This is a genomic window from Ruegeria sp. CDSA141 (assembly GCF_059612005.1).
Map to the genome: position 1 here is coordinate 529,447 of NZ_JBXWPT010000001.1, position 25,247 is coordinate 554,693.

At 58.7% G+C, this 25,247-nt stretch carries 30 protein-coding genes and 1 tRNA gene; 14 read left to right on the forward strand and 17 right to left on the reverse strand.

From position 1 onward, the window contains the following. Window position 1: 1 nt before the first annotated feature. The gene (gene xth / locus AC2FLP_RS02650) at window positions 2–781 is read right to left on the reverse strand and encodes an exodeoxyribonuclease III (RefSeq protein ID WP_117868691.1); all 780 of its coding nucleotides are present in this window, start codon (window positions 779–781) and stop codon (window positions 2–4) included. A gap of 278 nt (window positions 782–1,059) precedes the next feature. Beyond that, on the reverse strand, window positions 1,060–1,383 hold the full coding sequence (locus AC2FLP_RS02655; RefSeq protein ID WP_496671189.1) for a HesB/IscA family protein: 324 nt from the start codon (window positions 1,381–1,383) through the stop codon (window positions 1,060–1,062). A gap of 76 nt (window positions 1,384–1,459) precedes the next feature. Between AC2FLP_RS02655 and AC2FLP_RS02660 the strand changes: the two genes are divergently transcribed. Continuing rightward, the gene (locus tag AC2FLP_RS02660) at window positions 1,460–2,599 is read left to right on the forward strand and encodes a deoxyguanosinetriphosphate triphosphohydrolase (protein WP_496680917.1); all 1,140 of its coding nucleotides are present in this window, start codon (window positions 1,460–1,462) and stop codon (window positions 2,597–2,599) included. On the opposite strand, the gene AC2FLP_RS02665 is transcribed toward AC2FLP_RS02660, so the two are convergent. Then, window positions 2,600–3,151: a putative pterin-binding protein gene (locus AC2FLP_RS02665; protein WP_496680915.1), complete on the reverse strand. Its 552-nt coding sequence runs from the start codon at window positions 3,149–3,151 to the stop codon at window positions 2,600–2,602. Window positions 3,152–3,284: 133 nt separating this feature from the next. Here AC2FLP_RS02665 and argS point away from each other — a divergent pair, with 133 nt between their 5' ends. The 6 genes from argS (at window position 3,285) to AC2FLP_RS02695 (ending at window position 8,894) form a co-directional block, all read left to right on the forward strand. Then, window positions 3,285–5,030 (forward strand): arginine--tRNA ligase, encoded by a 1,746-nt coding sequence (gene argS / locus AC2FLP_RS02670; protein WP_299893884.1) that lies wholly within the window; start codon window positions 3,285–3,287, stop codon window positions 5,028–5,030. 39 nt (window positions 5,031–5,069) lie between these two features. Further along, window positions 5,070–6,182 (forward strand): SPOR domain-containing protein, encoded by a 1,113-nt coding sequence (locus tag AC2FLP_RS02675; protein ID WP_299893882.1) that lies wholly within the window; start codon window positions 5,070–5,072, stop codon window positions 6,180–6,182. Beyond that, entirely contained in the window at window positions 6,179–7,186 is a 1,008-nt protein-coding gene (gene nagZ, locus AC2FLP_RS02680; protein ID WP_496680911.1) for a beta-N-acetylhexosaminidase, read from the forward strand. Before AC2FLP_RS02675 ends, nagZ begins: the two co-directional genes overlap by 4 nt. Further along, window positions 7,176–7,970, forward strand: a complete 795-nt coding sequence (locus AC2FLP_RS02685; RefSeq protein WP_299893879.1) for a segregation and condensation protein A — start codon at window positions 7,176–7,178, stop codon at window positions 7,968–7,970. The genes nagZ and AC2FLP_RS02685 overlap by 11 nt, the downstream gene beginning before the upstream one ends. After that, window positions 7,963–8,613 carry an SMC-Scp complex subunit ScpB gene (scpB, locus tag AC2FLP_RS02690; protein ID WP_496680909.1) on the forward strand — a complete coding sequence of 217 codons (651 nt, stop codon included), beginning with the start codon at window positions 7,963–7,965 and terminating at the stop codon, window positions 8,611–8,613. The genes AC2FLP_RS02685 and scpB overlap by 8 nt, the downstream gene beginning before the upstream one ends. A 65-nt stretch (window positions 8,614–8,678) precedes the next feature. After that, window positions 8,679–8,894 carry a hypothetical protein gene (locus AC2FLP_RS02695; RefSeq protein ID WP_299893876.1) on the forward strand — a complete coding sequence of 72 codons (216 nt, stop codon included), beginning with the start codon at window positions 8,679–8,681 and terminating at the stop codon, window positions 8,892–8,894. A gap of 3 nt (window positions 8,895–8,897) precedes the next feature. Here the strand turns inward: AC2FLP_RS02695 and AC2FLP_RS02700 are convergent, their stop codons facing one another. The 8 genes from AC2FLP_RS02700 to AC2FLP_RS02735 form a co-directional block, all read right to left on the reverse strand. After that, window positions 8,898–9,977, reverse strand: coding sequence for a 2'-deoxycytidine 5'-triphosphate deaminase (locus tag AC2FLP_RS02700; RefSeq protein ID WP_299893874.1), 1,080 nt, complete (start codon window positions 9,975–9,977; stop codon window positions 8,898–8,900). Between the two features lie 61 nt (window positions 9,978–10,038). Next, window positions 10,039–10,115 (reverse strand) — tRNA-Pro (locus AC2FLP_RS02705). A 61-nt stretch (window positions 10,116–10,176) separates the two neighbouring features. Beyond that, a complete protein-coding gene (locus AC2FLP_RS02710) occupies window positions 10,177–10,782 on the reverse strand; it encodes a MerR family transcriptional regulator (RefSeq protein ID WP_299893872.1) in 606 nt (201 codons plus the stop codon). 18 nt (window positions 10,783–10,800) lie between these two features. Further along, window positions 10,801–11,103 (reverse strand): integration host factor subunit alpha, encoded by a 303-nt coding sequence (gene ihfA, locus AC2FLP_RS02715; RefSeq protein WP_117868701.1) that lies wholly within the window; start codon window positions 11,101–11,103, stop codon window positions 10,801–10,803. 96 nt (window positions 11,104–11,199) lie between these two features. Next, window positions 11,200–12,171, reverse strand: a complete 972-nt coding sequence (locus tag AC2FLP_RS02720; RefSeq protein ID WP_299893870.1) for a beta-ketoacyl-ACP synthase III — start codon at window positions 12,169–12,171, stop codon at window positions 11,200–11,202. Window positions 12,172–12,192: 21 nt separating this feature from the next. Then, window positions 12,193–13,281 (reverse strand): phosphate acyltransferase PlsX, encoded by a 1,089-nt coding sequence (plsX, locus tag AC2FLP_RS02725; RefSeq protein WP_496680904.1) that lies wholly within the window; start codon window positions 13,279–13,281, stop codon window positions 12,193–12,195. A gap of 24 nt (window positions 13,282–13,305) precedes the next feature. Continuing rightward, window positions 13,306–13,512 carry a 50S ribosomal protein L32 gene (gene rpmF / locus AC2FLP_RS02730; RefSeq protein ID WP_008756996.1) on the reverse strand — a complete coding sequence of 69 codons (207 nt, stop codon included), beginning with the start codon at window positions 13,510–13,512 and terminating at the stop codon, window positions 13,306–13,308. A gap of 205 nt (window positions 13,513–13,717) precedes the next feature. Further along, window positions 13,718–14,254 carry a YceD family protein gene (locus tag AC2FLP_RS02735; RefSeq protein WP_496680901.1) on the reverse strand — a complete coding sequence of 179 codons (537 nt, stop codon included), beginning with the start codon at window positions 14,252–14,254 and terminating at the stop codon, window positions 13,718–13,720. A gap of 85 nt (window positions 14,255–14,339) precedes the next feature. Between AC2FLP_RS02735 and AC2FLP_RS02740 the strand changes: the two genes are divergently transcribed. The 3 genes from AC2FLP_RS02740 (at window position 14,340) to AC2FLP_RS02750 (ending at window position 17,531) form a co-directional block, all read left to right on the forward strand. Further along, a complete protein-coding gene (locus AC2FLP_RS02740; RefSeq protein WP_117868705.1) occupies window positions 14,340–14,813 on the forward strand; it encodes an outer membrane protein assembly factor BamE in 474 nt (157 codons plus the stop codon). 100 nt (window positions 14,814–14,913) lie between these two features. Then, entirely contained in the window at window positions 14,914–15,654 is a 741-nt protein-coding gene (locus AC2FLP_RS02745; protein ID WP_496680897.1) for a GNAT family N-acetyltransferase, read from the forward strand. Between the two features lie 68 nt (window positions 15,655–15,722). Then, window positions 15,723–17,531, forward strand: a complete 1,809-nt coding sequence (locus tag AC2FLP_RS02750) for an ABC-F family ATP-binding cassette domain-containing protein (protein WP_496680894.1) — start codon at window positions 15,723–15,725, stop codon at window positions 17,529–17,531. A 189-nt stretch (window positions 17,532–17,720) separates the two neighbouring features. Here the strand turns inward: AC2FLP_RS02750 and AC2FLP_RS02755 are convergent, their stop codons facing one another. From AC2FLP_RS02755 to AC2FLP_RS02765, 3 genes are read right to left on the reverse strand one after another with little or no spacing between them, the layout of a single operon-like run. After that, window positions 17,721–17,951 carry a putative quinol monooxygenase gene (locus AC2FLP_RS02755; RefSeq protein WP_496680891.1) on the reverse strand — a complete coding sequence of 77 codons (231 nt, stop codon included), beginning with the start codon at window positions 17,949–17,951 and terminating at the stop codon, window positions 17,721–17,723. Window positions 17,952–17,980: 29 nt separating this feature from the next. Beyond that, on the reverse strand, window positions 17,981–18,535 hold the full coding sequence (locus AC2FLP_RS02760; protein WP_496671153.1) for a sugar O-acetyltransferase: 555 nt from the start codon (window positions 18,533–18,535) through the stop codon (window positions 17,981–17,983). Window positions 18,536–18,545: 10 nt separating this feature from the next. Beyond that, window positions 18,546–19,301, reverse strand: a complete 756-nt coding sequence (locus AC2FLP_RS02765) for a 3-hydroxyacyl-CoA dehydrogenase (protein WP_496680888.1) — start codon at window positions 19,299–19,301, stop codon at window positions 18,546–18,548. Between the two features lie 222 nt (window positions 19,302–19,523). Here AC2FLP_RS02765 and AC2FLP_RS02770 point away from each other — a divergent pair, with 222 nt between their 5' ends. Beyond that, window positions 19,524–20,246, forward strand: coding sequence for a hypothetical protein (locus AC2FLP_RS02770; RefSeq protein ID WP_496680885.1), 723 nt, complete (start codon window positions 19,524–19,526; stop codon window positions 20,244–20,246). 75 nt (window positions 20,247–20,321) lie between these two features. Here the strand turns inward: AC2FLP_RS02770 and tyrS are convergent, their stop codons facing one another. Next, entirely contained in the window at window positions 20,322–21,569 is a 1,248-nt protein-coding gene (tyrS, locus tag AC2FLP_RS02775; RefSeq protein WP_496680882.1) for a tyrosine--tRNA ligase, read from the reverse strand. A gap of 305 nt (window positions 21,570–21,874) precedes the next feature. Between tyrS and AC2FLP_RS02780 the strand changes: the two genes are divergently transcribed. From AC2FLP_RS02780 to AC2FLP_RS02790, 3 genes are all read left to right on the forward strand, one after another. Further along, window positions 21,875–22,948 (forward strand): anhydro-N-acetylmuramic acid kinase, encoded by a 1,074-nt coding sequence (locus AC2FLP_RS02780; protein WP_496681616.1) that lies wholly within the window; start codon window positions 21,875–21,877, stop codon window positions 22,946–22,948. Window positions 22,949–23,027: 79 nt separating this feature from the next. Further along, window positions 23,028–23,318 carry a hypothetical protein gene (locus AC2FLP_RS02785; RefSeq protein ID WP_496680879.1) on the forward strand — a complete coding sequence of 97 codons (291 nt, stop codon included), beginning with the start codon at window positions 23,028–23,030 and terminating at the stop codon, window positions 23,316–23,318. A 10-nt stretch (window positions 23,319–23,328) separates the two neighbouring features. Further along, window positions 23,329–23,790 (forward strand): hypothetical protein, encoded by a 462-nt coding sequence (locus AC2FLP_RS02790; protein ID WP_496680876.1) that lies wholly within the window; start codon window positions 23,329–23,331, stop codon window positions 23,788–23,790. A gap of 161 nt (window positions 23,791–23,951) precedes the next feature. Here AC2FLP_RS02790 and AC2FLP_RS02795 read toward each other — a convergent pair whose 3' ends face one another. Both AC2FLP_RS02795 and AC2FLP_RS02800 read right to left on the reverse strand, forming a co-directional pair. Then, window positions 23,952–24,719: an extensin-like domain-containing protein gene (locus tag AC2FLP_RS02795; protein WP_496680874.1), complete on the reverse strand. Its 768-nt coding sequence runs from the start codon at window positions 24,717–24,719 to the stop codon at window positions 23,952–23,954. Window positions 24,720–24,816: 97 nt separating this feature from the next. Beyond that, window positions 24,817–25,236, reverse strand: coding sequence for a cupin domain-containing protein (locus AC2FLP_RS02800; protein ID WP_299893845.1), 420 nt, complete (start codon window positions 25,234–25,236; stop codon window positions 24,817–24,819). Between the last annotated feature and the right edge of the window lie 11 nt (window positions 25,237–25,247).

The window sequence follows — 25,247 nt, forward strand, 5'->3', positions numbered from 1 at the left end:
ACTATATGTCCAGATCGACCCAGACTGGCACATGATCCGAGGGTTTTTCATGTCCGCGCACGGCTGCATCAATCTGGCAATCCCGCATAAGATCCGCCGCTTGTGGGGTCAGCAGAAAGTGATCGATCCGAATTCCGTCGTTTCGGTTCCAGGCCCCGGCCTGATAATCCCAAAATGAATAGTGTCCCGCGCTTTGGGTGGCGGCCCGGAACGCTTCGGTGAAGCCCAGATTCAGGATTTTGCGAAATGCGGCGCGGCTTTCAGGGCGAAACAATGCGTCTTCGAGCCATGCTTCGGGGCGTTTGGCGTCCTCCGCCTGCGGGATGATGTTGTAATCCCCCGCCATCAACGCAGGCTCTTCGGTTGCCAGCAAAGTGCGGGCACGGTCGTAAAGTCGTTCCATCCAAGCCAGTTTGTAGTCGTATTTCGGGCCGGGTGCCGGATTGCCATTGGGCAGATACAATCCACAGAGCCGAAGAGCCTTTTTGCCAACGACAGTGGCTTCGATCCAGCGGGCCTGTTCATCCGCGTCATCGCCTGGAAGGCCGCGCGACACGTCCTCGAGTGGAAGTTTCGACAATATTGCTACGCCGTTGAAGCTTTTTTGCCCGTGAGTTTCCACATTGAATCCACGCTCTTCGAATATCTCGCGCGGGAAGTTTTCGTTGACCGACTTGATCTCTTGCAACAGCACAACGTCCGGCTGCGCTTCGTCCAGCCAACGGGGCAGGGCCTCGACCCGCGCCTTGATGCCATTGATGTTGAACGTGGCGATTTTCATGCGCGATCCTCCGAAGACTTGGTGCAACCTATCGCTCAGAACGGGTCCAACGGCAAGCCAGAGATCGGATTTGCGAGGCTCTGCCTCGCGCTCCGGGATATTTTTGGCCAGATGAAGAAACGGATTTTTAACTGAATATCTTCAAATTGAAGTGGCGGTACAGGCGGGGACGCCGATGACCGCGCCAGGTGAAGCCCTCTGGTCTTTCGGTCAGAGGGCGGACCGCTGCTTCATCTGGCTGAAAATATCCTGGGGGTGTGGGGGCAAAGCCCCCACGGTTACATCGAAAAAGATGTGCCGCAACCGCAGGAAGAGGTGGCGTTGGGGTTGTCGATCACAAATCGCGCGCCGATCAGTTCTTGGGTGAAGTCGATGACGGCGTTTTCCAGGAAGGGCAGCGAAATGGCGTCAACAATGACTTTTTGCCCTTTACCTTCAAGGACCAGATCATCTTCTTTTGGCGTATCCAAAGCGATTTCGTATTGAAAACCCGAGCAACCGCCGCCTTCCACTGCGACGCGCAATGCCTGACCCTGATCCGCCGCGCCGATTTCGGCGAGGCGTTCGAAGGCGCGTTCCGTGACTGATGGGGGCAGATTCATGCCGGTCTCCAATGGTTTCCTTCCATTACGCCATACAATATAGAAAGCGCAAGGACAGGCGACAAGGACAGGCCATTTGGACAGAGCTAGTTTTGCCTCGGATCCGGACCGCACCAGGGGGCGGTTTGTGCCCGAGGAGGAAAGCAGTTTCCGATCATGCTTTCAGCGCGACCGGGACCGGATCATTCATGCCAGTGCCTTTCGGCGCCTCAAGCACAAGACGCAGGTGTTTGTTGAACACGAAGGTGACAGCTACCGCACCCGCCTGACCCACTCCATTGAGGTGGCGCAGGTGGCGCGGACCATTGCCGGTGCTCTGGGGTTGAACCCAGAGCTGACCGAAGCCGTGGCCTTGGCGCATGATCTGGGACATACGCCTTTTGGACATACCGGCGAGGACGCGTTGCACGCGTTGATGAAACCCTACGGAGGTTTTGATCACAACGCTCAGGCCATTCGGATCGTCACAAAGCTGGAGCGCCACTATGCAGAATTCGACGGGTGTAACCTGACTTGGGAATGCCTGGAAGGTATAGCCAAGCACAATGGGCCGGTTACGGGCGATCTGCCATGGGCATTGGCCGAATGCAATCAGGGTTTCGATCTTGAACTGCACACCCATGCCAGCGCGGAAGCCCAGGTTGCGGCCCTTTCCGATGACATTGCCTACAACAACCACGATCTACTGGACGGGTTGCGCGCGGGGTTGTTCTCGGACGACGATCTGCAAGACCTGCCGATCGTCGGTGTCTGTTACGCCGAGGTGGATGCCAGATACCCCAGGCTGGATTCCTATCGCCGGCGTCACGAAGCGCTAAGGCGGGTTTTCGGGGTCATGGTGGCCGATGTCATCAACACCTCTCACGATCTCATTGCCGTGTCTGGCGCGCAGTCCGTCGAAGAAGTTCGTCATCTTGGGTATCCTGTCATCCAGTTCTCGGATGAGGTTCGGGCGCAACTGCGCGAAATCCGGGCGTTTCTGTTCACCCGGATGTATCGCGCTCCCAGTGTGATGTCAGTGCGGGAGGAGGTGGCAAAGATCGTGGAAGATCTGTTTCCGATTTATTTGAATGATCCCAAGCAAATGCCTGCGCGCTGGCATGATGATATTGAAGCTGCCGGGGACGAGACAGGTTTGGCCCGTATCGTTTCCGATTACATTGCGGGCATGACCGACCGATTTGCCTTGCAGGACCATGCCCGGCTGACCGGCTGATCACTCCACAGCGATATAGGCGATGGCCCAGACTTGCTGAGCTGCTTGTTTGGCGGACTGATCGACGTTCTCTGTCGGAGGGAAGACGATCATCGTCGGGCCATAACCACCGATCCCCATCGGTGCGCCATCAGAATGCGTTGCTATGATCGGTTTATGCGTGGTGATGCTGTTCCAGTCGATTGCAGCCTGATACCCATCCAGCGCCATGGGAAGAGCGGTTTTCCCCTCGGCCCCTGCCATCGTCATGACGTCTGACAAAAGCGGGCCTGAGAACCTGTAATCACGCTCATTGCCCGGAGGACCATACGAGATTGTGATCTCGAGCTGCTCCAGCCCGTCCAGCATGGCAGCATCAAACCCTGCCGCGCCGTCATGCGTGACCTCCAGATAGCCCAGCAGACCGCCGTCATTCTCCCCCCGCGCGGGCAGGTTTGTTTCGCTGACCGCGCCGCCCAGCGTCAGCAGCACATGGCCTTGCGGTTGGGGTAGGTCGGCGAGTGCAGGCAGGGCGGCGGACAAAAGCAAGGCAATAGACAAGGGGCGGTGCATCAACGGTCTCCGGTAGCTTCGAACATGCCCGAGATTAGCGAGTTGTTCCGCCAAACCAAGCTGAAACATTAGGCGTCCATTGACCTTGCCGCATTGCGTGGTAAACCCCGCGACAAGCAAAAGGACATCCGAAATGAACCTGTTTTCCGAGATCCGCGGCCTTGTACTGGACGCGCTGGCGCAGATGCAGTCCGAAGGCGTACTGCCCGAAGGGCTGAGCTTTGACAACGTGGCGGTCGAACCTCCGCGTGATGCCGCGCATGGGGACATGGCGACCAATGCCGCGATGGTGCTGGCGAAACCAGCCAAGATGAAGCCGCGCGACATTGCGGATGTTCTGGCCGGGAAACTGGCGGCGGATGATCGGATCACAAGCGCTGAAGTGGCGGGCCCCGGTTTCCTGAACCTGCGTCTTGCGCCGTCCGTCTGGCAAGGCGTGTTGGCGGCGGTGCTTGAAAAAGGCACCGATTACGGGCGTTCGACCATGGGACAGGGGCAGAAGGTCAATGTCGAATATGTCTCGGCCAACCCGACCGGCCCGCTGCATGTCGGACACACTCGCGGCGCGGTGTTCGGGGATGCGTTGGCGAGCCTGCTGGCCTATTCGGGCCATGACGTGACCCGCGAATACTACATCAACGATGGCGGCGCGCAGGTGGACGTGCTGGCGCGGTCGGCCTATGAGCGCTATCGCGAGGCCAACGGCCTCAGCCCCGAGATTGCCGAAGGGCTGTATCCCGGCGATTATCTGATCCCGATCGGAGAAGCGCTGAAAGAGAAGTACGGCGACAGCCTGATCGACAAGCCGGAAAGCGACTGGCTGAAAGACCTGCGCGAGTTTTCGACCGACGCTATGATGGATCTGATCCGCGCCGACCTGAAGGCGCTGGGTGTCGAGATGGACGTGTTCTATTCCGAAAAATCGCTTTATGGCACCGGAAAGATCGAGGCTGCGCTTAAGTCCCTGACCGATAGGGGCTTGATCTACGAAGGCGTGCTGGAACCACCCAAAGGCAAGAAGCCCGAGGATTGGGAGCCGCGCGAGCAGACCTTGTTCAAATCCACCGAGCACGGCGATGACGTCGACCGCCCAGTCAAGAAATCTGATGGCAGCTGGACGTATTTCGCCCCGGATATCGCCTATCACTATGACAAGGTGACACGTGGTTTTGACGCGCTGATCGACGTGTTCGGCGCGGACCACGGCGGCTACGTCAAACGGATGAAGGCTGCCGTTTCGGCTCTGTCCGATGGCAAGGTGCCGCTGGATATCAAGCTGACGCAGCTGGTGAAGCTGTGGAAAAACGGCGAGCCGTTCAAGATGTCCAAACGGGCCGGGAACTTTGTCACCCTGCGCGATGTGGTCGATCAGGTTGGTCCGGATGTGACCCGTTTCGTGATGCTGACCCGCAAGAACGACGCACCGCTGGATTTCGACTTTGACAAGGTGCTGGAGCAGAGCCGCGAGAACCCGGTGTTCTACGTGCAATACGCCCATGCCCGGGTGATGAGCGTGCTGCGCCGTGCCGCCGAGGCAGGGATCCCAACAGATGATGTGACGCTTGCCGGCGCGGATCTGAGCAAGAACGATCACGTCTCGGAACTGACTGTCGCCAAGAAGCTGGCCGAATGGCCACGCCTGGTCGAAATCGCTGCGCGGACCAACGAACCGCACCGCGTCGCCTTCTATCTGTATGAACTTGCAGGGGATTTTCACGCGCTCTGGAATAAGGGCAATGACGAAACCCAATTGCGTTTCATTCAGGATGGCGATGTTGCCACAAGCCAGTCGAAAATTGCATTGGCCCTTGCCGTTTCTGTTGTGATTTCAGCGGGCTTGGGTATTCTTGGCGTTACTCCGGCGCAGGAGATGCGGTAACCAATACCGCCCGAACCGCCGGTACGAGGTAGGCAAGAAATGACCCGCGCGCCTTTTTTCTGGCGCGAAACGGGCAGTGAGGCGGACATGGCGAGTTACGATTACTCGGGGCACCAAAGCCCCGAGCAGATTCATTACCCGAATCAAACGCATTCCGAGGATGCGTATGACTATCCCGAAGACATGGAGGATTATGATGCGCCACTTGGCGCGTTCGGACTGGGGCGGGCCGTCAATTTCTTAGGTGCCGTCGCATCGCTGGCACTGGTCGCCGGTGTCGGTATCTGGGGATACCAGCTTGTCATGCGGGATGTCAGCGGCGTGCCGGTCGTGCGCGCGGCCGAAGGGCCGATGCGTGTGCAGCCCGAAAACCCGGGCGGAACACCCGCCGATCATCAGGGCTTGGCCGTCAATGCGGTGGCCGCCAAAGGCAGCGCTGCCGCTCCGGCGGATCGCCTGATCCTTGCGCCGCGGCCGGTCTCGTTGACGGATGAAGATGTACCCGCAGCTGATCTGAAGCCGACGCCAGCGCTGCATGTGGTGGAAAAGCCGATCTCGACCCAGGAAGCCGCTCGATTGCGCCAGAACGCAGTGGATGCGCTGGTTGCGGAACTGGCGGGTGAGGCGGCCAAAACGCAGCAAGAATTTGAAGATGGCGTGCAGGTGGCATCGTTGACCACTCCCGAGGAAGAACCCGCAATTGATCCGGCCGATTTCGCAGCGGCCTTGCCGGATCCGGCCATTGCCGAATTGCCGGGCGTGCGCCGATCCGTGCGCCCGTTGACCCGTCCGGCGCGTGCCTCTCGCAGCCAGGTGTCGCCGAGCGAGAATTCCGAAGAGGCGATCAATGCGGCGGTAAAAGCTGCGGTTGGGTTGGATGTCGATCCTGATACGCTGGAGAAGGGCACGCGTCTGGCACAGCTTGGGGCCTATGACAGCACCCAGGTGGCGCAATCGGAATGGGATCGCCTGAATGGAAGGTTCGGCGAATATATGGCTGGAAAACAGCGTGTTATTCAAAAAACTTCAAGCGGCGGACGCACCTTTTACCGCCTGCGCGTGCTGGGCTTTGAAGACCTGAGCGACTCGCGTCAGTTCTGTGCTGCGCTTGTCGCGCAGGGGGCTGATTGTATCCCGGTGGCCGTTCGGTGAAATTCGGTGCCACGATCACCGATGCTCAGGGCTTGCGCCTGACGCAAAAGGAAAGAGATCTGTTTCGCCAGAAGAACCCGTTCGGGTTCATTCTGTTTGCCCGCAACATCGAAAACGCCAAACAAGTACGCGCCTTGTGTGATGATTTCCGCGAGGCGGTCGGGCGCAATTGCCCGATCACCATCGATCAGGAAGGTGGGCGCGTGCAGCGCCTGCGGGCGCCGTTGGCCCGCGAATGGCTGCCGCCGCTGGACCATGTGACCAATGCCGGAGAACAGGCCGAGCGCGCCATGTATCTGAGGTACCGCCTGATTGCTGATGAACTGTTTGGCCTGGGAATTGACAGCAACTGTGCGCCCATGGTGGATGTCGCGCGACAGGAGACGCACAAGTTCCTTAAAAACAGATGCTATGACACTGATCCTGAACAAGTTTCCAGAATTGCGAAAGCCGTGGCGCAGGCCCATTTGGACGGCGGTGTGCTGCCGGTGCTCAAACACATCCCGGGCCATGGACGTGCCACGTTGGACAGCCATCATGACTTGCCGCATGTGGATCTGCCCTTGGAGGAGCTTGAGCGCAGCGATTTTGTGCCGTTCCTGGCCTTGAACGACCTGCCGATGGGGATGACCGCGCATTTGGTCTATGATCGGATTGACCCGCAGCCTGCCACCATCTCGGTAACCATGATGGATGTGATCCGCAACAGGATTGGCTTTGAGGGGCTGATCATGACCGATGACATCGGGATGAAAGCGCTTAGCGGAACGCCCGCTGACGTGTCGCGGCAAGCCATAAGCGCGGGCTGTGACGTCGTTCTGCACTGCAACGGAAGCTTTGACGAGCGCGCCCAGGTGATGGAAGCTGCCGGAGAAATGTCTGATGTAGCACAGGCCCGCGCAGAACGGGCGCTGGCGATGCGCAAACGCCCGCTGGAACTTGACATCCCTGCCGTCGAAGCGGAACTATCTGCCCTAATGGGCGGGCAGGTATATGAACGATAACCTTTTTAGCGAAGACCCTGTCTCGGTCGCGGATCGTCTTGCGGCCGAAGCGCTGATCGTTGACGTCGATGGGTTCGAAGGCCCGCTGGATGTTCTGCTGACCCTGTCGCGCACGCAAAAAGTTGACCTGAGGAAAATCTCTGTCCTTGCGCTGGCGCAGCAATACCTGGCCTTTGTCGAAAAGGCGCGGGCGCTGCGTATTGAACTGGCCGCCGATTATCTGGTGATGGCGGCCTGGCTGGCGTTTCTCAAGTCCCGCTTGCTGCTGCCGCCAGACCCGGATGACGAGGGACCCTCGGGCGAGGAACTGGCCGCACATCTTGCGTTTCAGTTGGAACGCTTGCAGGCGATGCGCGATGCTGCCGCACGGCTGATGGCGCGTGATCAGCTGGGGCGCGATTTCTTCAAACGCGGGCAGGGCGAAGATATCACCCGCATCCGAACCGTGACCTATTCCGCCACGCTGCTGGATCTGATGCAGGGCTATGCCCGGATCCGCACGCGTGATGAATTCCGCCCGTTTGTGATGGATCGCGATTCGGTATTCACCATGGAACAGGCGCTGGAAAGAATGCGCCCGCTGATCGGGTTTGCCGGGACATGGACCGATATGGAAGCTTACCTGCCCGATGGCTGGGATTCCGACCCGGTACGGCGCAGGTCGGCAACGGCGGCGACCTTTGCGGCCTCGCTGGAGTTGGTGAAAGAAGGACATATGGAAATCAAGCAGAGCGAGACATTCGCTCCGATCCATTTGCGCAAGAGGACCGAGACACGTGACTGATGCCCCCGAAGAGACCGGTACGCTGTTCGAGGCCCCTCCACTGGCTGAACAGGAACGCATGGTCGAAGCCGTTCTTTTCGCCAGCGCCGATCCGGTGACAATTGCGGATCTTGAAGCGCGGATGCCCCATGGCAGCGACGCGGCACAAGCGGTTGAATCGCTTCAGAAACGGTATGAGCGCCGTGGTGTGCGTGTGGTGCGCGTAGGAGACGCCTGGGCCATCCGCACGGCCCCTGATCTGGGCTTTCTGATGCAGAAGGAAACGGTCGAGACCCGCAAGCTCAGCCGCGCTGCGATCGAAACTCTGGCCATCGTGGCTTATCATCAGCCCTGCACGCGGGCCGAGATCGAGGAAATCCGGGGTGTCTCGGTTTCGCGCGGAACAATCGATCAGTTGCTGGAGATGGAGTGGATCAAACTGGGCCGCCGCCGCATGACTCCCGGTCGTCCGGTGACGTTTGTGGTAACACCTGAGTTTCTGGATCATTTTGGGCTTGAGAACGCCCGTGACTTGCCCGGGCTAAAAGAGTTGCGGGCAGCGGGATTGCTGGAGAATCGTCCTCCTCCGGGGGCCATCCCACTGGGCGAGGGCCGCGAGGACGAGAGCGACGAAGACCAGACCGAACTGTTCGAGGAAGAGTGATCGCGCAGCCCTTTTGTTGCCGCATAAAGCGCGTATCTATATGCGCAAGGACACGGAGTTGAGCCATGAATGCAAACCGGATCATTGACATGATTGTGCGTCAGGTCATGCGCCGTCTTGTCAACAAGGGTGTGAACAAAGGCATCGATTTGGCCAGCCGAAAGGGCAACGGATCGGGCGCATCGAATGAGACCAGTAAAGCCAGCGCACCACGCCATGCGCAGAACCTGCGGCAGGCACAGCGCGTGACCCGGCAAATGCGCCGGTTCATGAAATTCTAGGGATTAGCCAACAGCTTTGAAGTGCTTTGACAGTTTCAGGCCCTGACCCTGATAGTTCGAGGCAATGCCCGCACCATATAGTTGCGTCGGCATCTCCGCCATTTTCTCATAGACCAGACGTCCGACGATCTGCCCGTGCTCCAGCACGAATGGCGCTTCGTGGCAGCGCACCTCAAGCACGCCACGGGACCCGGCACCCCCGGCAGCGGCATGGCCAAAACCAGGATCAAAGAAGCCTGCATAGTGCACTCTGAACTCACCAACCATCGCCAGATAGGGTGCCATTTCAGCCGCGTACAATGGTGGAATATGCACCGCCTCGCGACTGACAAGGATATAGAACGCGCCGGGGTCCAGGATGATGCAACCATCCTTGGTCCGGACCTCTTCCCAATAGTCCTGCGGGTCGTATTCACCGATTCGATCCAGATCGATCACCCCGGTGTGCGGTTTGGCGCGATAGCCGACGAGATCGGTATCAGGCAGTTGCAGGTCGACCGAAAAGCCCAGACCGTCCTGAATGACCGCAGGTCCGTCCACCAGCGGAGATTCGGCATGTAAGGATCTCAGTTCGGCATCTGACAACACGGCCTGGCCCTGTCGGAAACGAATTTGGTTCAGGCGCATCCCGGGACGAACCAGAACCGAGAAGGAGCGCGGGCAGATTTCGGCATAAAGCGGGCCTGTGTACCCTGCGGGCACCCGGTCAAACTCGGTGCCGCCATCGGTGATGGTCCGTGTCAGAAGATCGAGCCGCCCGGTCGAGCTTTTGGCGTTGGCCACAGCGCTCATGTTGTCGGGCAGGGCAAGCGATTCCATCAGGGGCACCAGATAGACGCAGCCTTTTTCCAGAACCGCACCGGCCGAGATGTCGATGCGGTGCATCTCAAACTCTCCCAACCGGTCCGTGACAGTCCGGCCTTCGCCCGCAAGGAACGAGGCACGTACTCGGTAAGCCACTGTTCCCAGACGCAAATCAAGGCTGGCGGGTTGAATCTGCGCAGACAGAACCTCTGGGTCGGCTGTGATCTCACCGCGCGAGATCATCGCCTCTAGCTGTTGGTTCGGGCAAACACCTGTCATCTCGATCCCCCCTGGTGCCAGAGCGGGATCTGGCCTGTATGCCATAAACGTCGGTGTAATTTGGTCGGGCTAGCAGGACTCGAACCTGCGACCTTCCGTCCCCCAGACGGACGCGCTACCAGGCTGCGCCATAGCCCGACGTTGGGGTGTTCATAAAGATTTTCCCGGCAGGGGCAAGAGGAAAACAATGCCTTTTGTCCTAACCCGTCGCCTGTGTTTCGACACGGTCCAGCCAGCGGCGCAGGTCTTTCGCAATCGGAGCAATGCGCCGCAACAGGTCATCATCAAAATCTGTCTGTTTCCACGCAAGCGACGCGATTCCACCCATCAAAGGCGCGGCATCCAGTTCGGGCTCTGGTTCCAGCTGTGCCGCAGAAGATGTACGCGCGTTGGCCTGCGGGCCTTCTTTCTCCGAATGCTCGGACGGTTCGCCCAGATCCATACGAATCTGCTTTTTGGCGGTTGCAGGCTTAGGTTCAAACGGTACCACGGTGTCCTGGACGGGCTCAATCGGGGCGGGGACGGGGTCGTCCAGAGACGGGGACAGCGCCGCGACATGTGCGACGCCCTGTTCGCGCAGGATACGCTGGACGCCTTTTATCGTAATACCGTCTTCGTGGAGAAGTTTCTTGATTCCTCCCAACAGACGCATGTCGTTGGGGCGATAATACCTGCGTCCACCTGCGCGTTTGACTGGTTTTACCTGAGTGAATCGGCTTTCCCAGAATCGCAGAACATGAGCCTGAACACCGAGCCAGTCCGCAACTTCACTTATGGTGCGAAAGGCATCGGGGGACTTACTCATAACTTGGACGTCCTGAACTTACTTACGGTTCCCGGCGGCGACGCGATCTTTCATCAGATGCGACGGACGGAAGGTCAGTACACGGCGCGGCTGAATTGGCACTTCCTCGCCGGTTTTAGGATTGCGACCGACACGTGCCGTCTTGTCCCGAACACTGAAGGTGCCGAAAGACGAAATCTTCACCTGCTCGCCGCTTACCAATGCATCGGACATATGGTTCAGAACGCTTTCAACCAGTTGCGCACTTTCGTTTCGTGACAGACCTACCTCACGAAAGACAGCTTCGCTCAGATCCATTCGAGTCAGTGTTTTGTCGCCCATGCCATTTCCCCTGTTGCTGTAGAAGCATATGGGTATGGCAAATTCGCTGTCAATATCAATGAATTGCGGGCGGCTGTGTAAGCTGGTTTGCGCCGGTTACCAGCGCAGAACTACCGCGCCCCAGGCCAGACCGCCGCCAATGGCTTCGGTCACGATCAGATCGCCGGTTTTGATCTGTCCGCGTTGCTTGCCCACGGACAGGGCCAATGGGATGGATGCGGCCGACGTGTTTCCGTGATCCTGAACGGTCACAACCACGTTTTTCATTGGCAGGTTCATTTTCTTGGCCGTGCCCTGAATGATGCGGATGTTGGCCTGATGCGGCACGATCCAATCCACGTCCGAGCTGCTCAGCCCCGCTCGTTCCAACGCTGTTTCCGCTGTTTTCGTAAGCTTTTCAACGGCATGACGGAAAACCTGATTGCCCTGCATGCGCAGGTGCCCGGTGGATTGGGTCGAAACGCCCCCGTCGACATAAAGGAGGTCTTTGAAACGCCCGTCTGAATTCAGGTCGGTTGCCAGAATACCGCGATCATCCGCAGTGCCTGTGCCGTCCTGCGCTTCCAGCACCAGAGCACCGGCGCCATCACCGAACAGCACACAGGTGGACCGGTCGGTCCAGTCCATGATCCGCGAGAATGTTTCCGCTCCGATTACCAGCACGCGATTGGCCTGACCGGAAACAATCAGCGCATTTGCGTTGGAAAGGGCAAAAACGAATCCTGCACAAACAGCCTGAACATCAAAAGCAAAGCCCTTGGTCATGCCCAACCGTGCCTGAACCATGGTGGCAGCCGAAGGAAAGGTCAGATCCGCCGTTGAAGTCGCCAGAACGATTGCATCAATATCATCCGCCGTCAGACCTGCGTCAGCCAGCGCGGCTTCGGCGGCCTTGGTGGCCAGATCGGATGTCGTCTCGTCTTCGGCAGCAAAGTGGCGGCGTTCGATCCCCGAGCGGGTCTTGATCCATTCGTCGGTCGTGTCCAGGGTTTTCTCAAACTCGGAATTGGGAACAACGCGTTCGGGCAAATAATGCCCGACACCTGCTACAACTGAACGGCCTGCCATTTTAGGGTACTGCCTTTTTTGTTATTTATCTGTTTGCGGCGCTGATTGCGCGGCATCTTGTGCAAGCTGGGCAGTGGATGCAACCCGCGCAGCCAATTTTTCGGAAAAGCCGGACTGCGCCAGAGTGAAGGCCAGTTTGATTGCAGCTGACACGCCTGTCGCGTCAGCGCCGCCGTGGGATTTCACCACGGTTCCGTTCAGCCCCAGAAAGACGCCACCATTCACGCGCCGCGGGTCGATCCGTTTCTTCAAACGGTTCAGCGACGTGATAGCCAGAACCGAGGCCAATCGGGATAGGGGAGAGTACTTGAAGGCCTGACGCAACAGGTCCCCGATCAGGCTTGCCGTTCCTTCGCCGGTTTTGATCGCAACGTTGCCGGTAAACCCATCGGTTACAATGACATCCGCTTTGTCACCCGGGATGTCGCTGCCTTCGACGAACCCTACAAAGTCGAAATTCGCCTGCTCCGCGAATTCCGCAATCATCGAATGCGCTTCTTTCAGTTCGGCACGCCCTTTGTGCTCTTCGGTGCCGACATTCAGCAGTCCGATCCGGGGGCGGCCCAAGGCCATACCGTTACGTGCATAGGACGCGCCCATCAGCGCGAATTGCAGCAAATCCTTGGCGTCGGCGCGCACATCAGCGCCGACGTCCAGCATCACGTTGAACCCTTGAGGGTTGCGCGAGGGCCACAGTATCGCGATGGCCGGTCGATTCACGCCCGGCAGTTTGCGCAGGCGCATCATCGACAGGGCCATCAACGCACCGGTATTGCCGCAGGAAACCGCGCCATGGGCTTCGCCTTGGCGTACCGCTTCCAGCGTGGACCACATCGAGGTCTCTTTGCCGTTGCGCACAACCTGACTGGGTTTGTCTTCCATCGTGACCACGCCGGGGCAATCACGAAAAACGACGCGCCCCTCAAGGACACGCCGTTTGGCGACAAGCTTGCGCAATACCTGTTCGGGCCCGTGTAACAAGAACCTGATATCCGGGTTCTTGTCGGCTGATTTCGCAAGACCGGCAACAACGACCGATGGACCCGCGTCCCCACCCATAGCGTCGACCGAGATGGTGATCCGTCCGGCGTGCGTGGGCTGTTCAGTCATGCCTTGGTCTGCACTCGATCAGGCTTAGGCTGCGTCTTCGTCCAGATCGATTTCGTCGGCCTGTGCGACGACTTCGCGATCATCATAGTGGCCGCAGGATGCGCAAACGTGGTGCGGGCGCTTCAGCTCGCCGCAGTTCGGGCATTCGTTCGGGTTTGCAGCAACCAGAGCGTCGTGTGCGCGGCGGTTGTTGCGACGCGACTTGGAAACTTTGTTCTGTTGGACGGCCATGGTCTCAACCTTTGTCTGACTAGGGGTCGCAGAATCGCTGCCGACCCGGGTTTCGTAGTTCGTTTATCGTGGTTTGACGCGCGTTTAGGCGACGAGCCCCGCAATGTCCAACCCAAAATCCGATGAGCGCGCGAAAATACTGCGATTCTCGGTATGTTCAAGCGATTTTTCTGACCGCCTGCTATGACAGGAAATCTGTCATCTGTCACTCGTCTTTTTTGAGTGCGTCGCGCAATTCCGCCAATCCGGCAAAGGGTTTGACGTCTTCGTCGGTCATCGCCTGTTTTCCGGGTTCGGTAAAGTCTGCCTGTCCCAGTTCAGCCCCGTTCTTGCGCGGGTATTGTGGCAGGGCCAGTGACAGCGCCTCGACCATTACCCTGGCCGGGTCGATCTCGGCACCCAGAGGCTCGGATTCGTCATCTTCGGGAATTTCGAACTCCGGTTCGTCCGGATCGTTCCAATCGGCCAGAAATGTGCGATGCACAGGAATGTCGATCCGGGTTGTTACCGGCTCGAGGGTCACGATACAGGGTTGGATCACGGTTGCACCGAGTTTACCGTTCAGAACCCAGTCGCGCTTGCCCCGGGCCTGCACGTCGCCAGAGAAACTGAGCTTGCGCAGTCCCAGCAGTCCCAGGTCCTGTCTGATCTCATCCAAAGCAGCGGCCGCAGGGCGCAGATCAAAGGATGTCGGGGCGTTCTGGGGCAGGTCAGCCACCCGAAGTGATGTAACGTTGCTCATTCGAGAGCCTTTCTATGTGTTGAACCGTGGCAGCGGTTTCTGTAATCGGATAGAAGCCGCAAGAGGCCAAGGCAAGAGGGTGCGTATGTTGAAGGTAGTGAACCGGTTGAAACCAGCGACGAAATCGCTTGTGTTTGTTGCCTGTCTGGCTGCGGCCGGGGCTTGTACGCCCATCTTCAAGAATCACGGATACGTGCCGCCAGCCGAAGAGTTGGCCGAAATCAAAGTGGGCGTGGATACGCGTGACAGTGTGGAAGAAGCCATCGGGGCACCGGGTGCGTCAGGTGTGGTGCGGGATTCGGGTTATTACTATGTCCGCTCGCGGGTGCGTCATTACGGCCCGAAACGGCCCGAAGTGGTGGCACGCGAACTGGTCGCCATCAGCTTTGATCAGCGCGGTGTCGTCAGCAATATCGAACGCTTTGGTCTGGAAGACGGCATCGTGATTCCGCTGGAACGCCGTGTGACCGATTCCAACGTTCAGGACAAAGGCTTCCTGCGTCAGCTGTTGGGCAATATCGGCAACTTCAACCCGGCCAATATTCCCGGCGCCAACTAATCTGCGCCAGAGCCTTGCGATAGTCACAAGGCAGTCACATGTCTTGTGCTAACGGTGTCGTGCTGGCACCTGTGGGTCGGCACCCGTGGAGGACGCGACCGTGGCGACGGCAGTTTTGTTGAGCAAAGGGCGCTATCGCGCCCGTCTGGCGCAATCATCTGAGGATATCAGGGCCGCACAAAACCTGCGAACACTGGCGTTCGACACCCGGCAACTGGACAGTGACGCATTCGACACACGATGCAGTCATATCCTGGTTGAGGATATGCGGTCTGCCGGGCGGTTGGTCTGTTGCTTTCGGATGCTGACAATGGATCATGGCCGCGAAATCGGACGCAGCTATTCAGCACAGTTTTACGACCTGAGTTCGCTGGAAGGGTTCAGTGGCCGTATGGTCGAGATGGGCAGGTTCTGCGTTCACCCGAACCTAATCGATCCCGACATTCTGCGTGTCGCGTGGGGGGCAATGACATCCTACGTCGACCACAACAACGTCGAGATGCTGTTTGGATGTTCCTCATTTGCCGGTACCGAGACAGAACAGTATCTGGATGCCTTTGCGATGCTCAAACACCGCCATCTTGCCCCGAAACGGTGGCTGCCGCGGGTAAAGGCTCCGGATGTGTTTCGCTTTGCTACGCGTCTGCGGCGCAGGCCGGATACGAAAAAGGCCATGCTGCGGATGCCACCGCTGTTGCGGACCTATCTGATGATGGGCGGCTGGGTCAGCGACCATGCAGTGGTGGACCGCCAAATGAACACGCTGCACGTTTTCACTGGGGTGGAAGTCGGGGCAATTCCGCCGGCGCGTAAACGCCTGTTGCGAACGGTGGCCGACTAGCCCGAGTATTTCTGAAAAGGTGAAGACGGGGCGTTGACGCAGTGCGACTGCCGGTTTAGCTGGCAGGCATGGCGAGAATTCCTTTGTTGCAGATGTCCGGCATTTCCCTGACCTTCGGGGGCGATCCGGTGTTCTCCGAGCTTGATCTGGTGGTTCAGCCAGGTGACCGCGTGGCGCTGGTTGGGCGCAACGGGTCGGGCAAGTCTACGTTGATGAAAGTGATGGCCGGTCTGGTCGAGGCTGATCGCGGCGAAATCGTTGTGCCGCCCGGAAAATCCGTGGGTTACATGGAACAAGACCCGACGATGGAGGGCTTTGCCACATTGGGCGATTATGCGTCCAGCGGGTTGGAACCCGGCGAACTCTACAAGGTTGAACGGGCAGGCGAGGGGCTGAAATTCGACCCTTCATGCGCAATTGAGACGGCCTCGTGTGGAGAGCGGCGGCGCGCGGCATTGGCCAAACTGATGGCCGAGGCGCCAGACCTGATGCTGCTGGACGAACCCACCAACCATCTGGATATCGAAGCCATCGCGTGGCTGGAGCGCGAGCTTGGGTCAACACGTGCGGCTTTTGTGCTGATCTCGCACGACCGGGCCTTTTTGCGCGCACTGACACGGGCGACTCTCTGGATTGATAGGGGCGCTGTCCGACGGCAGGAGCAAGGTTTTGATGCGTTTGAAACCTGGCGGGACAAGATCTGGGAAGAAGAAGACCAGCAGCGTCACAAGCTGAACCGTCTTATCAAGTCCGAGGCCAAATGGGCGGTTGAGGGTATCAGCGCACGGCGCAAACGCAATCAGGGCAGGGTGCGGGCCCTTCAGGCGCTGCGTGCCGAAAAGGCGGCACAGATCAAGCGTCAGGGTTCCGCTGCGATGGCGCTGGAGGCCGGTCCAAAATCGGGCCGCAAGGTGATCGAGGCCAAAGGATTGGCCAAAGGGTTCGGCGACCAGCAGATCGTTCGGAATTTTGATCTGCTGGTGCAACGCGGTGATCGTGTGGCTTTTGTCGGACCGAACGGGGTTGGCAAGACGACGCTGCTGAAGATGCTTCTTGGGCAGGTGCAGCCGGACGAAGGCTCGGTGTCGCTGGGCACCAATCTTGAGATCGCGGTGTTCGATCAGACCCGCGCGCAACTGGACCCCGAGATGAGCTTGTGGGACAGCCTGACCGGCGACCCCGATATGCGGGTCTCAGGCAAGGCCGATCAGGTGATGGTTGGCGGGCAGCCCAAACATGTCGTGGGATACCTTAAGGAATTCCTGTTTGATGAGCAGCAGGCAAGAGCGGCTGTCAAGTCCTTGTCAGGTGGAGAAAAGGCGCGATTGCTGCTGGCCAAGTTGATGGCGAAGTCGTCCAACCTTCTGGTGCTGGACGAACCGACCAACGATTTGGATGTCGAAACGCTGGACCTGTTGCAGGAGCTGCTGGACGACTACGACGGCACGGTTCTGCTGGTCAGCCACGACCGCGATTTCCTCGACCGAGTGGCCACAACGACAATTGCGATGGAGGGGAATGGTCGCGCCACGGTCTATGCCGGAGGGTGGTCGGATTATATCACGCAACGTGGTGATGTGGCCGAAAAAAAGGAAGAAAAAGAAAAAGCTTCGAAGCCAAAAATCAAGCAGGAAACGAAGCAGAAGCCCGGCCTGTCGTTCTCGGAAAAGCACCGGTTGGAAAAGCTGCCTGCCGAGATTGAACGGCTGGAGGCCGAGATTGCAAAGCTCGAAGAACTGATGTCCGACCCCGAATTGTTCACCCGCGAACCGGTCAAGTTCCAGAAAGCGACCGAGGCGCTGGTTGAGCGGCAGGAAAAGCTTTCGGCGTCTGAAGAGGAATGGCTGACGCTGGAAGAGAAATCTGAGGCGAAGTGAACGCAATCTGTGTTTGCCCTAAGGGGCAACGTTTAAAAAGTTGTACAAAACCGGAACCACGCAATTGCTCCGGTTTTGCAGCGGAATCGATTAACCTATCCGCGTCATTTCGTTCAGCGTAAAACCGGCTACAGCCCCTTCGATTGCTTCCATGCAAGAGGCGAAATGAAGCGCGGTCATATGCGTCTGTCATGGTTCGCGAATCTGCCAGTTTTCATAGAGCACAAAAATACCTGGATTGGTTGTATCCACATGCAGGTCGTGTTGGATGCATCCTTCTTCCGGACAGGCGATGGGGCTGACTCTTTCGATTTCAGCGCGTTCAAGAACATCCTTGTCTGGTTGGGCGACTCCCCGTGGGGCGCAGTGACCCGGCGCTGCCTGACCGAAAAAGAGGCAGGCGCCGCGCCCCGGGATCAAGGCTCCGGCGGATAGGGGAAAGAACAGGGTTATCGGAGGGGCCGTATAGGCCGGGCAGGGTTTCCGACGACGGTCTCGCCGACCGGAACGTCTTTTGTCACCACACTACCGGCTCCGATGATGGCGTTGTCGCCGATCGTAACGCCCGGCATGATGATCGCACCGCCACCAATCCAGACGTTTTCGCCGATCATGACAGGGTGGGCGACTTCAAGGCCCCGAGCGCGTGAGGCAGGGTCTTTCGCGTGTTCGGCGCAATAGATCTGCACTGCAGGCCCAAGCATCGTGTCGTTCCCAATCGTCACCGGCGCGGTATCGAGCACGACGCAGCCTGCGTTGAAAAACACTCGATCCCCCAAAGACAGGTTTATTCCGTAGGCACAGTGAAATGGGGCCTCAAGAAAGCAATCCTCACCAACACCAGCAAAAAGTGCTGCCAGTTCCAGCGCGATGGCCCCACGGTCATCCGGCGGACACGTGTTATGGGCATGAACGGCACGACGCGCTTCGGCACGAAGCGCATCCAGTTCCGGGTCAAGGCAGCAATACCACTCGCCCGCTTCCATTTTTTGTCGCTCGGTCATGAGCCCCGGTTTAGCGCATACGCAGGGCGCCGTCGATGCGGATGACCTCACCATTCAGATACCCCATCTCAACGATGAACCCAGCCAGTCGTCCGTATTCATGCGGGTCGCCCAGGCGGGCAGGGTTCGGGACGTCGGCGGCAAGCTGTTGTTGCACCTCTTCGGGCAGACCCGCCAGCATCGGGGTCATGAAAATGCCCGGCGCGATGGTCATGACCCGAATGCCGGTCGAGGCCAGATCGCGGGCCATCGGCAGCGTCATGCCCACGACGCCGCCTTTGGAGGCCGCGTAGGCCGCCTGACCCTTTTGCCCGTCAAACGCGGCGATCGAGGCGGTGTTGATGATCACCCCGCGTGCTCCATCTGGTTCGGGGTCATTCTTTGCCATCTCGGCAGCGGCCAGCCGGGATACGTTGAATGTGCCAACCAGATTGATGTCGATCGTACGCTGGAACGCATCCAAAGGGTGGGGGCCATCCTTGCCAACAGTCTTGATGCCATAGGCGATACCTGCACAATTCACTGTCGCAGTGATCTTGCCCATCTTTTCCGTGCCATGGCGTATGGCGGCGGCCACCGACTGCTCGTCAGTCACATCCGTCTGCACGAAATGCCCGCCGATCTCGGTGGCAACCTTTGCGCCGCGGTCCGCATCACGATCCAAAATGGTGACCTGCGCGCCTTTCGAGGTGAAGTGGCGGGCCGTGGCTTCGCCCAGACCGGACGCGCCGCCGGTGATGAGGGCGGCAGTGGTGGACAGGTGCATGGTGAACTCCTCCCATGGATATGAACACTTGTTCAATAACTGCATTTTGGGACCAGTGTCCACATATTTGAGAAAGAGGGATATTGGTTGGCGGGCCAGATCATTCGCCCCGATGCCCTGGCAGATCCTCAAGACAACTTAATCCCAACTTCACGAAAACGCGCCTGTTCGTGAACGAAGAACTCAGCGCCGTTGTGTGTTTTTTCACCAGGAGGATCTATTATGGTTAAGAGTACGAAGCAAATATTGGGTGCAGCTATCGCTTTTCCTGTTTTTGGAATGGTGATGATCGGCAGTGCTGTTGCCGCATCGGAAACTTGCAACTGGAAAACGGCCCGAAATCTCGCCAATGCCGGCGACTATGCCAGTTTGTGCGATTGTGTGCAGGTGACCCCGAGTTTTTTGGACAGGCTTCAAAAGCGGTCCGACTTTGAGACAACTTTGAGTGTAACCGGGGCGCAATGCCCGGGGCTGGCCGCGTTGCTGACGGATTTGCCGACGGCAAGCTTGTCTGGTTCGGCGGAAAACCGGGGTGAAAACCGCGGCTCTGAACCAGGTGGGTCTGAATTTGCCGACGCTGGTAGTGCACCCGGCGGTGAATCCGGTGGTGGCGGAGGTGAGTTTGGAGGTGGCGCTGACACTGGTGGCGGTGGAGGTAACTCCGGCGGTGGCGGCGGCGGAAGTGAATCCGGCGGTGGCGGTGGTGAGTCCGGTGGCGGCGGAGGTGAATCTGGCGGTGGCGGTGGTGAGTCCGGTGGCGGCGGAAGTGAATCCGGCGGCGGTGAAGACAAAGGTGGGAAAGGCAACGGCGGCAAAGGCGGTGGCAAGGGCAATAACGGCCACGGCAATGGCGGCGAGGGCAGCAGCCCGGGTCGCGGCAATAACGCCAACGATGATGAAGGCGGCGACCGGCCCGGTCGCGGCGGAGGAAAAGACCGCAGATAAGCACAGATTACCGAATGAAAAACGGCCACCCGTTTGGGTGGCCGTTTAAATTTTGTGCTTTTCAGACTTGCCGAGTTAGCCCAGTTGAGCCAGCGCGTGGCGCTTTTTCCCCGCGCTCAGCTTGATGGGCGAGGACAATGCACCTGCGTCGATCATCAGCCCGGCATCGGTCAGCGGCGCGTCATCCAGCTTGGCGCCGTTCTCGGCGATCAGGCGCTTGGCCTCCTTGCCGGACTTGGCCAGACCCGTTTTCACGATCAACTGGACGATAGAGATCGGTAAGTCTGCTTCCGATAGCGTCAGGGTCGGCAGATCATCTCCGACTCCGCCTTTTTCGAACACTTCGCGGGCAGTGGCTTCGGCGTTCGCCGCAGCCTGCGCACCGTGGGCCAGAGTCGTCACCTCGTTGGCAAGACGAATTTTGGCCTCGTTGATCTCGGACCCTTTCAGCGCGCCCAGGCGATCGCACTCGTCCACCGGCATTTCGGTGTAGAGCTTCAGGAACCGCCCGACATCAGCGTCGGTGGTATTGCGCCAGAATTGCCAGAACTCATAAGGCGAACGCATGTCTGCGTTCAGCCAAACCGCGCCGTCCTGAGATTTACCCATTTTGTTGCCGTCGCTGGTGGTCAGCAGGGGCGAAGTCAGGCCGTAGATCTCGTGATCCAGCACGCGACGGGTCAGGTCGATACCGTTGACGATGTTACCCCACTGGTCGCTGCCGCCCATCTGCAGAACGCAGCCATAGCGGCGGTTCAGCTCAAGGAAGTCATAGGCCTGCAGGATCATGTAGTTGAACTCGAGGAAACTCAGTGACTGTTCACGATCAAGTCGGGATTTCACCGATTCAAAGCTGAGCATCCGGTTGACTGAAAAATGACGCCCGATGTCGCGCAGGAAATCGAGGTAATTCAGGTTGTCCAGCCATTCCTCATTGTTCAGCATCAGAGCCTTATTCTCGGCCTCAGAGTCATAGTCGATATAGGCCGAGAACACCTTTTTGATGCCCGCGATATTCTCATTGATCTGTTCGGGGCCCAGCAGCGGGCGTTCATCCGCGCGGAACGAAGGGTCGCCCACCTTGGTGGTGCCGCCGCCCATCAGGGTGATCGGCTGGTGGCCGGTTTTCTGGAACCAGCGCAGCATCATGATCTGGATCAGGCTGCCCACATGCAACGATTTGGCCGTTGCATCAAAGCCGATATAGGCCGGTTTGCACCCACTGATCAGCGCGTCGTCAAGGCCCTGATAATCGGTGCAGTCGGCGAGAAAGCCGCGCTCGATCATCGTGGCGATGAAATCCGATTTGGGGTGGTAGGTCATATCGTGCCCTTTGGGTTAATGTTGCGGGGCACTGTATAGGCGGCAGCGCAGGAGAGGAAAAGCCACCTTTTCACCTCAGGTGCGGGGTGTGGTCGAGGGTGTCGATCCAGACACGCGCCCTGAGAAAAAAACTGCCGGGCCGGTGCAGAACGCTTGCCTTTGCGACCCAACAGAAGGCACGTTGGCCGGGCTGCAACCCAAAGGTGAAATTCCGGACCTGGACGCGGCGAATGACACAGCCAATTCAGGAGGCAGGCTTGGGCCAGACCATCAGGAAACACGGAACGGTCCGAGCTTTGGGCGCGATGTCCGGCACGTCGATGGACGGGGTTGACGCGGCGGTGGTGGAAACCGATGGACATTCGATTTACGGGTTTGGGGAAAGCGGATATCGCGCATATTCGGATGCGGAACGCGATGTGTTGCGGGCGGCCCTGGGGCAGTGGCACGGACCTCAGGTCGATGCGGCGGCCGAGATGGTGACAATCGCCCATGCCGAAGCACTGTCCGAGTTCGAGGACGTGGATCTGATCGGCTTTCACGGACAGACGCTGGCGCATGAGCCGCGCGGGCGCGGAACATTTCAGGTCGGTGACGGGCTGGGGTTGGCGCAGGCGCTTGGGCGTCCGGTGGTCTGGGATTTCCGCAGCGATGATGTGGCGATGGGGGGCGAGGGGGCTCCGCTTGCGCCTTTCTTTCACTTTGCCTGTGCCAAATGGTTCGGCGCGGACCGGCCATTGTGCTTCCTGAACTTGGGCGGGGTCGGCAACCTGACCTATGTGGACCCGACGTTCGAAGGCCCCGAAGCGCCCGGTGCGCTGCTGGCATTTGATACAGGACCGGCCAATGCACCGGTCGATGATCTGATGCAGGCCCGTCTGGGGCTTCCCATGGACCGGGACGGGGCATTAGCCCGCGATGGTACAGTCGAGATGGGCGCGCTTGAGCTGTTTCTGGCCGAGCCGTATTTTTCCCGTATGCCGCCGAAATCCTTGGATCGGAACGATTTTTCGGAAATGATCGGTTTGGTCAAGGAACTCAATGACGCCGACGCGGTGGCCACTCTGACCGGTATGTGCGCCGCAGCTGTGGTGCAGGGGATGGAGCACTGTCCGAAACCCCCGTCCTGTGTGTTGGTCACCGGGGGTGGCAGGCGCAACCCGGTGTTGATGGAGATGTTGCGCGTGTCGCTGGATTGCCCGGTCGAAACGGTTGAGGCGGTGGGGCTGGACGGCGACATGCTTGAGGCGCAGGCGTTTGCCTATCTGGCGGTGCGCGTTGCTCGGAGGTTGCCGACCTCTTGCCCCGGAACCACTGGCGTTAAGGCGCTTGTTGGTGGCGGGGTCGTAAGTTCGGTGTCTATGGACCCGGTTGGATAACGTGATCCGGAAAACAGTTCAAAAAAACAAATCTTTGTGCAACCGTTACCTCGAACCCATGCAGTGAGGGTAAGGCACTATGGCGACCAAAGCAGAGCTTGAATCCGAGTTGGAGAAGCTACGGGAACGAAACGCGTCGTTGGAGGCGCAGGTCGAAAAGGATCCGGAACCCAAAGAGTCGCCAGAGCGGGTCAAATCATCGGATGAAATCCGGAAACTTCTGGAAGACCACGGAATCGATCTGAGCCAGGTTCAATCCTTGGGCAATGACGTTGTCGAGGAGTTTGGTCGGTTGCAGAAAGACTATCCGATCACGGCGTTGCTGATTGCATTTTCACTGGGTTACGTCGTCGGGCGTACGCAGGGTTAGGAGACCGGTTATGAGCAGACTGAGCAAAAATCTGGTTACGATCTATCGGACCGAACGTTTGATTGCACGCCGCCGCCTTGGAGTGGTTCAGCAACAGACGATATTGATGGGCATTGCGGGCATCGCGGCATTGTCGGCGGTGGTGCTTTTGAATGTTTCCTTGTTCTTGGCGCTCCAGAGTTCGATGCCACCAGCCTCGGCGGCGGCGTTGTTGGCCTTTGGAAACCTTATTTTCGCTGGGCTTCTGGTGCTGATTGCAAAACGCAGCAATGTCGAGGACGAAGTGGCCCCGGCCGTCGAGGTGCGGGATATGGCCATAGCGGACATTGAAGACGAATTGGAAGAGATGACCGCAGAGGCACGAGAGGTTGTTCAGGCGGTCAAAAGCATTGGATCAAATCCTTTGGGGTCCGCAGCGACGCTGTTGGTGCCTCTGATCAATGTGTTGATCAAAAGCCGAAGCGACAAATAGGGGCGTCCGTCCTGACGCGCTGATGCTGATCCCAGAGATATGGCCAGTTGAAACGAGGAGTTTGTGGGCTTGGCGGGTTTGTACTGAATGATGCCGGCCTTGGTGAGCGCGCCAAGGGTCGGGGTATCCGCGATGCGGAAAAACTCAACCAAGTCAAAGGTTCATCGACAAACCGGGCCGCTGCTGCGGCGCGCGGTGTCCAGATGGAAATGCCCTTTATGATAGCGATCGGCATCCGGGCCGAGCACGGTTCCGAACACGCCGCAGGCGCCACTGTGCAACTCTCGCAAAACAGCGCCCCGGTCGTTGTTCCATCCGTCCCGAACCGTGATCTGGGTTCCGTCCCGTAGAACGAAGGTCGATATGTCGATCGCCTTTCCTCGCGCATGTTCCGAGATGCGTGCACGCGGCTGGTTGTTCTGGGTCTTGCAGGCATAATGGCCGACGATCCGCATCCCCTTCAGCCCGCCGCCCAAATTGGCAAAAGCTGGCTTGGCCGTGTTTTCGATCCATGTTTTCAGCGTGACCGCCGTCTGGCAATCCATCAAAGAGAATTGGCTGAGTGCGATGTCAGAGATTCTGTAAACCCGAACCGGGTTCGTGATCCCGCATCCGCGGGCCTTTCCGGCGACGGGCTTGCGTGTTTCGCCCAGAATGGTCCAGTCACCACACACGGCGCCCCGTTCCAACATTCGTTCACGACCCACTTCGAATTGCCGGAACTTGCAGGGCCGCAGGGCAGGACGCTTTGAAACCAGCACTGCAGGTTCCACTGTCACGGCCGGGCCAGCATCCTCAGCCGTTTCTTCCCAGGTCGGCTCTGGCACAGTCAGATCGGATGAAAGACGGGCCTTGGCGCAAGCGGGCTCTGCGCCTGCGAAGGCTGCGCTTTGACAAAAGAACAAGACAGACAGCAGGACCTGCTTCATTCTCACTCGTTACTCCGTCGCTTGTGGCTACGTGTACAGAATGATCAATGGGCAACTGTCTGTAAACTCACCTTTTCAGAGATCCTATTGTGAACAGTTACGCCTTGGGGATATCGAAGCCCGGCGCGGCCAGTTCGAACCCCTCGAACTGGAAACCGGGCGAGACCGTGCAACTGACCAGCGTGTAATCACCCGTGCTGCGGGCGGCTTGCCAATGACCTTCCGGGACGATCAGTTGTGGCGCGCCAGCGGAAAGATCGGGTGTCAGCACATGTTCGGTGGTGGGGCCTTGGTCGGTTGCGCTGAGCGACAGGACAAGCGGCGCGCCGGCATGGTACAGCCAGATCTCGGTCGCATCGACACGGTGCCAGTGGCTGCTTTCGCCAGCCTGCAACAGGAAGTAGATGCAGGTGCCGGTGGGGCGGCCTTCGTTTTCAGCGCGCCATGTCTCGGCGTACCAGCCACCTTCAGGATGGCGTTGCAGGTTCAGGCGGTCGATAACCTCTTGTGCAGTCATGTGGTCCCTCG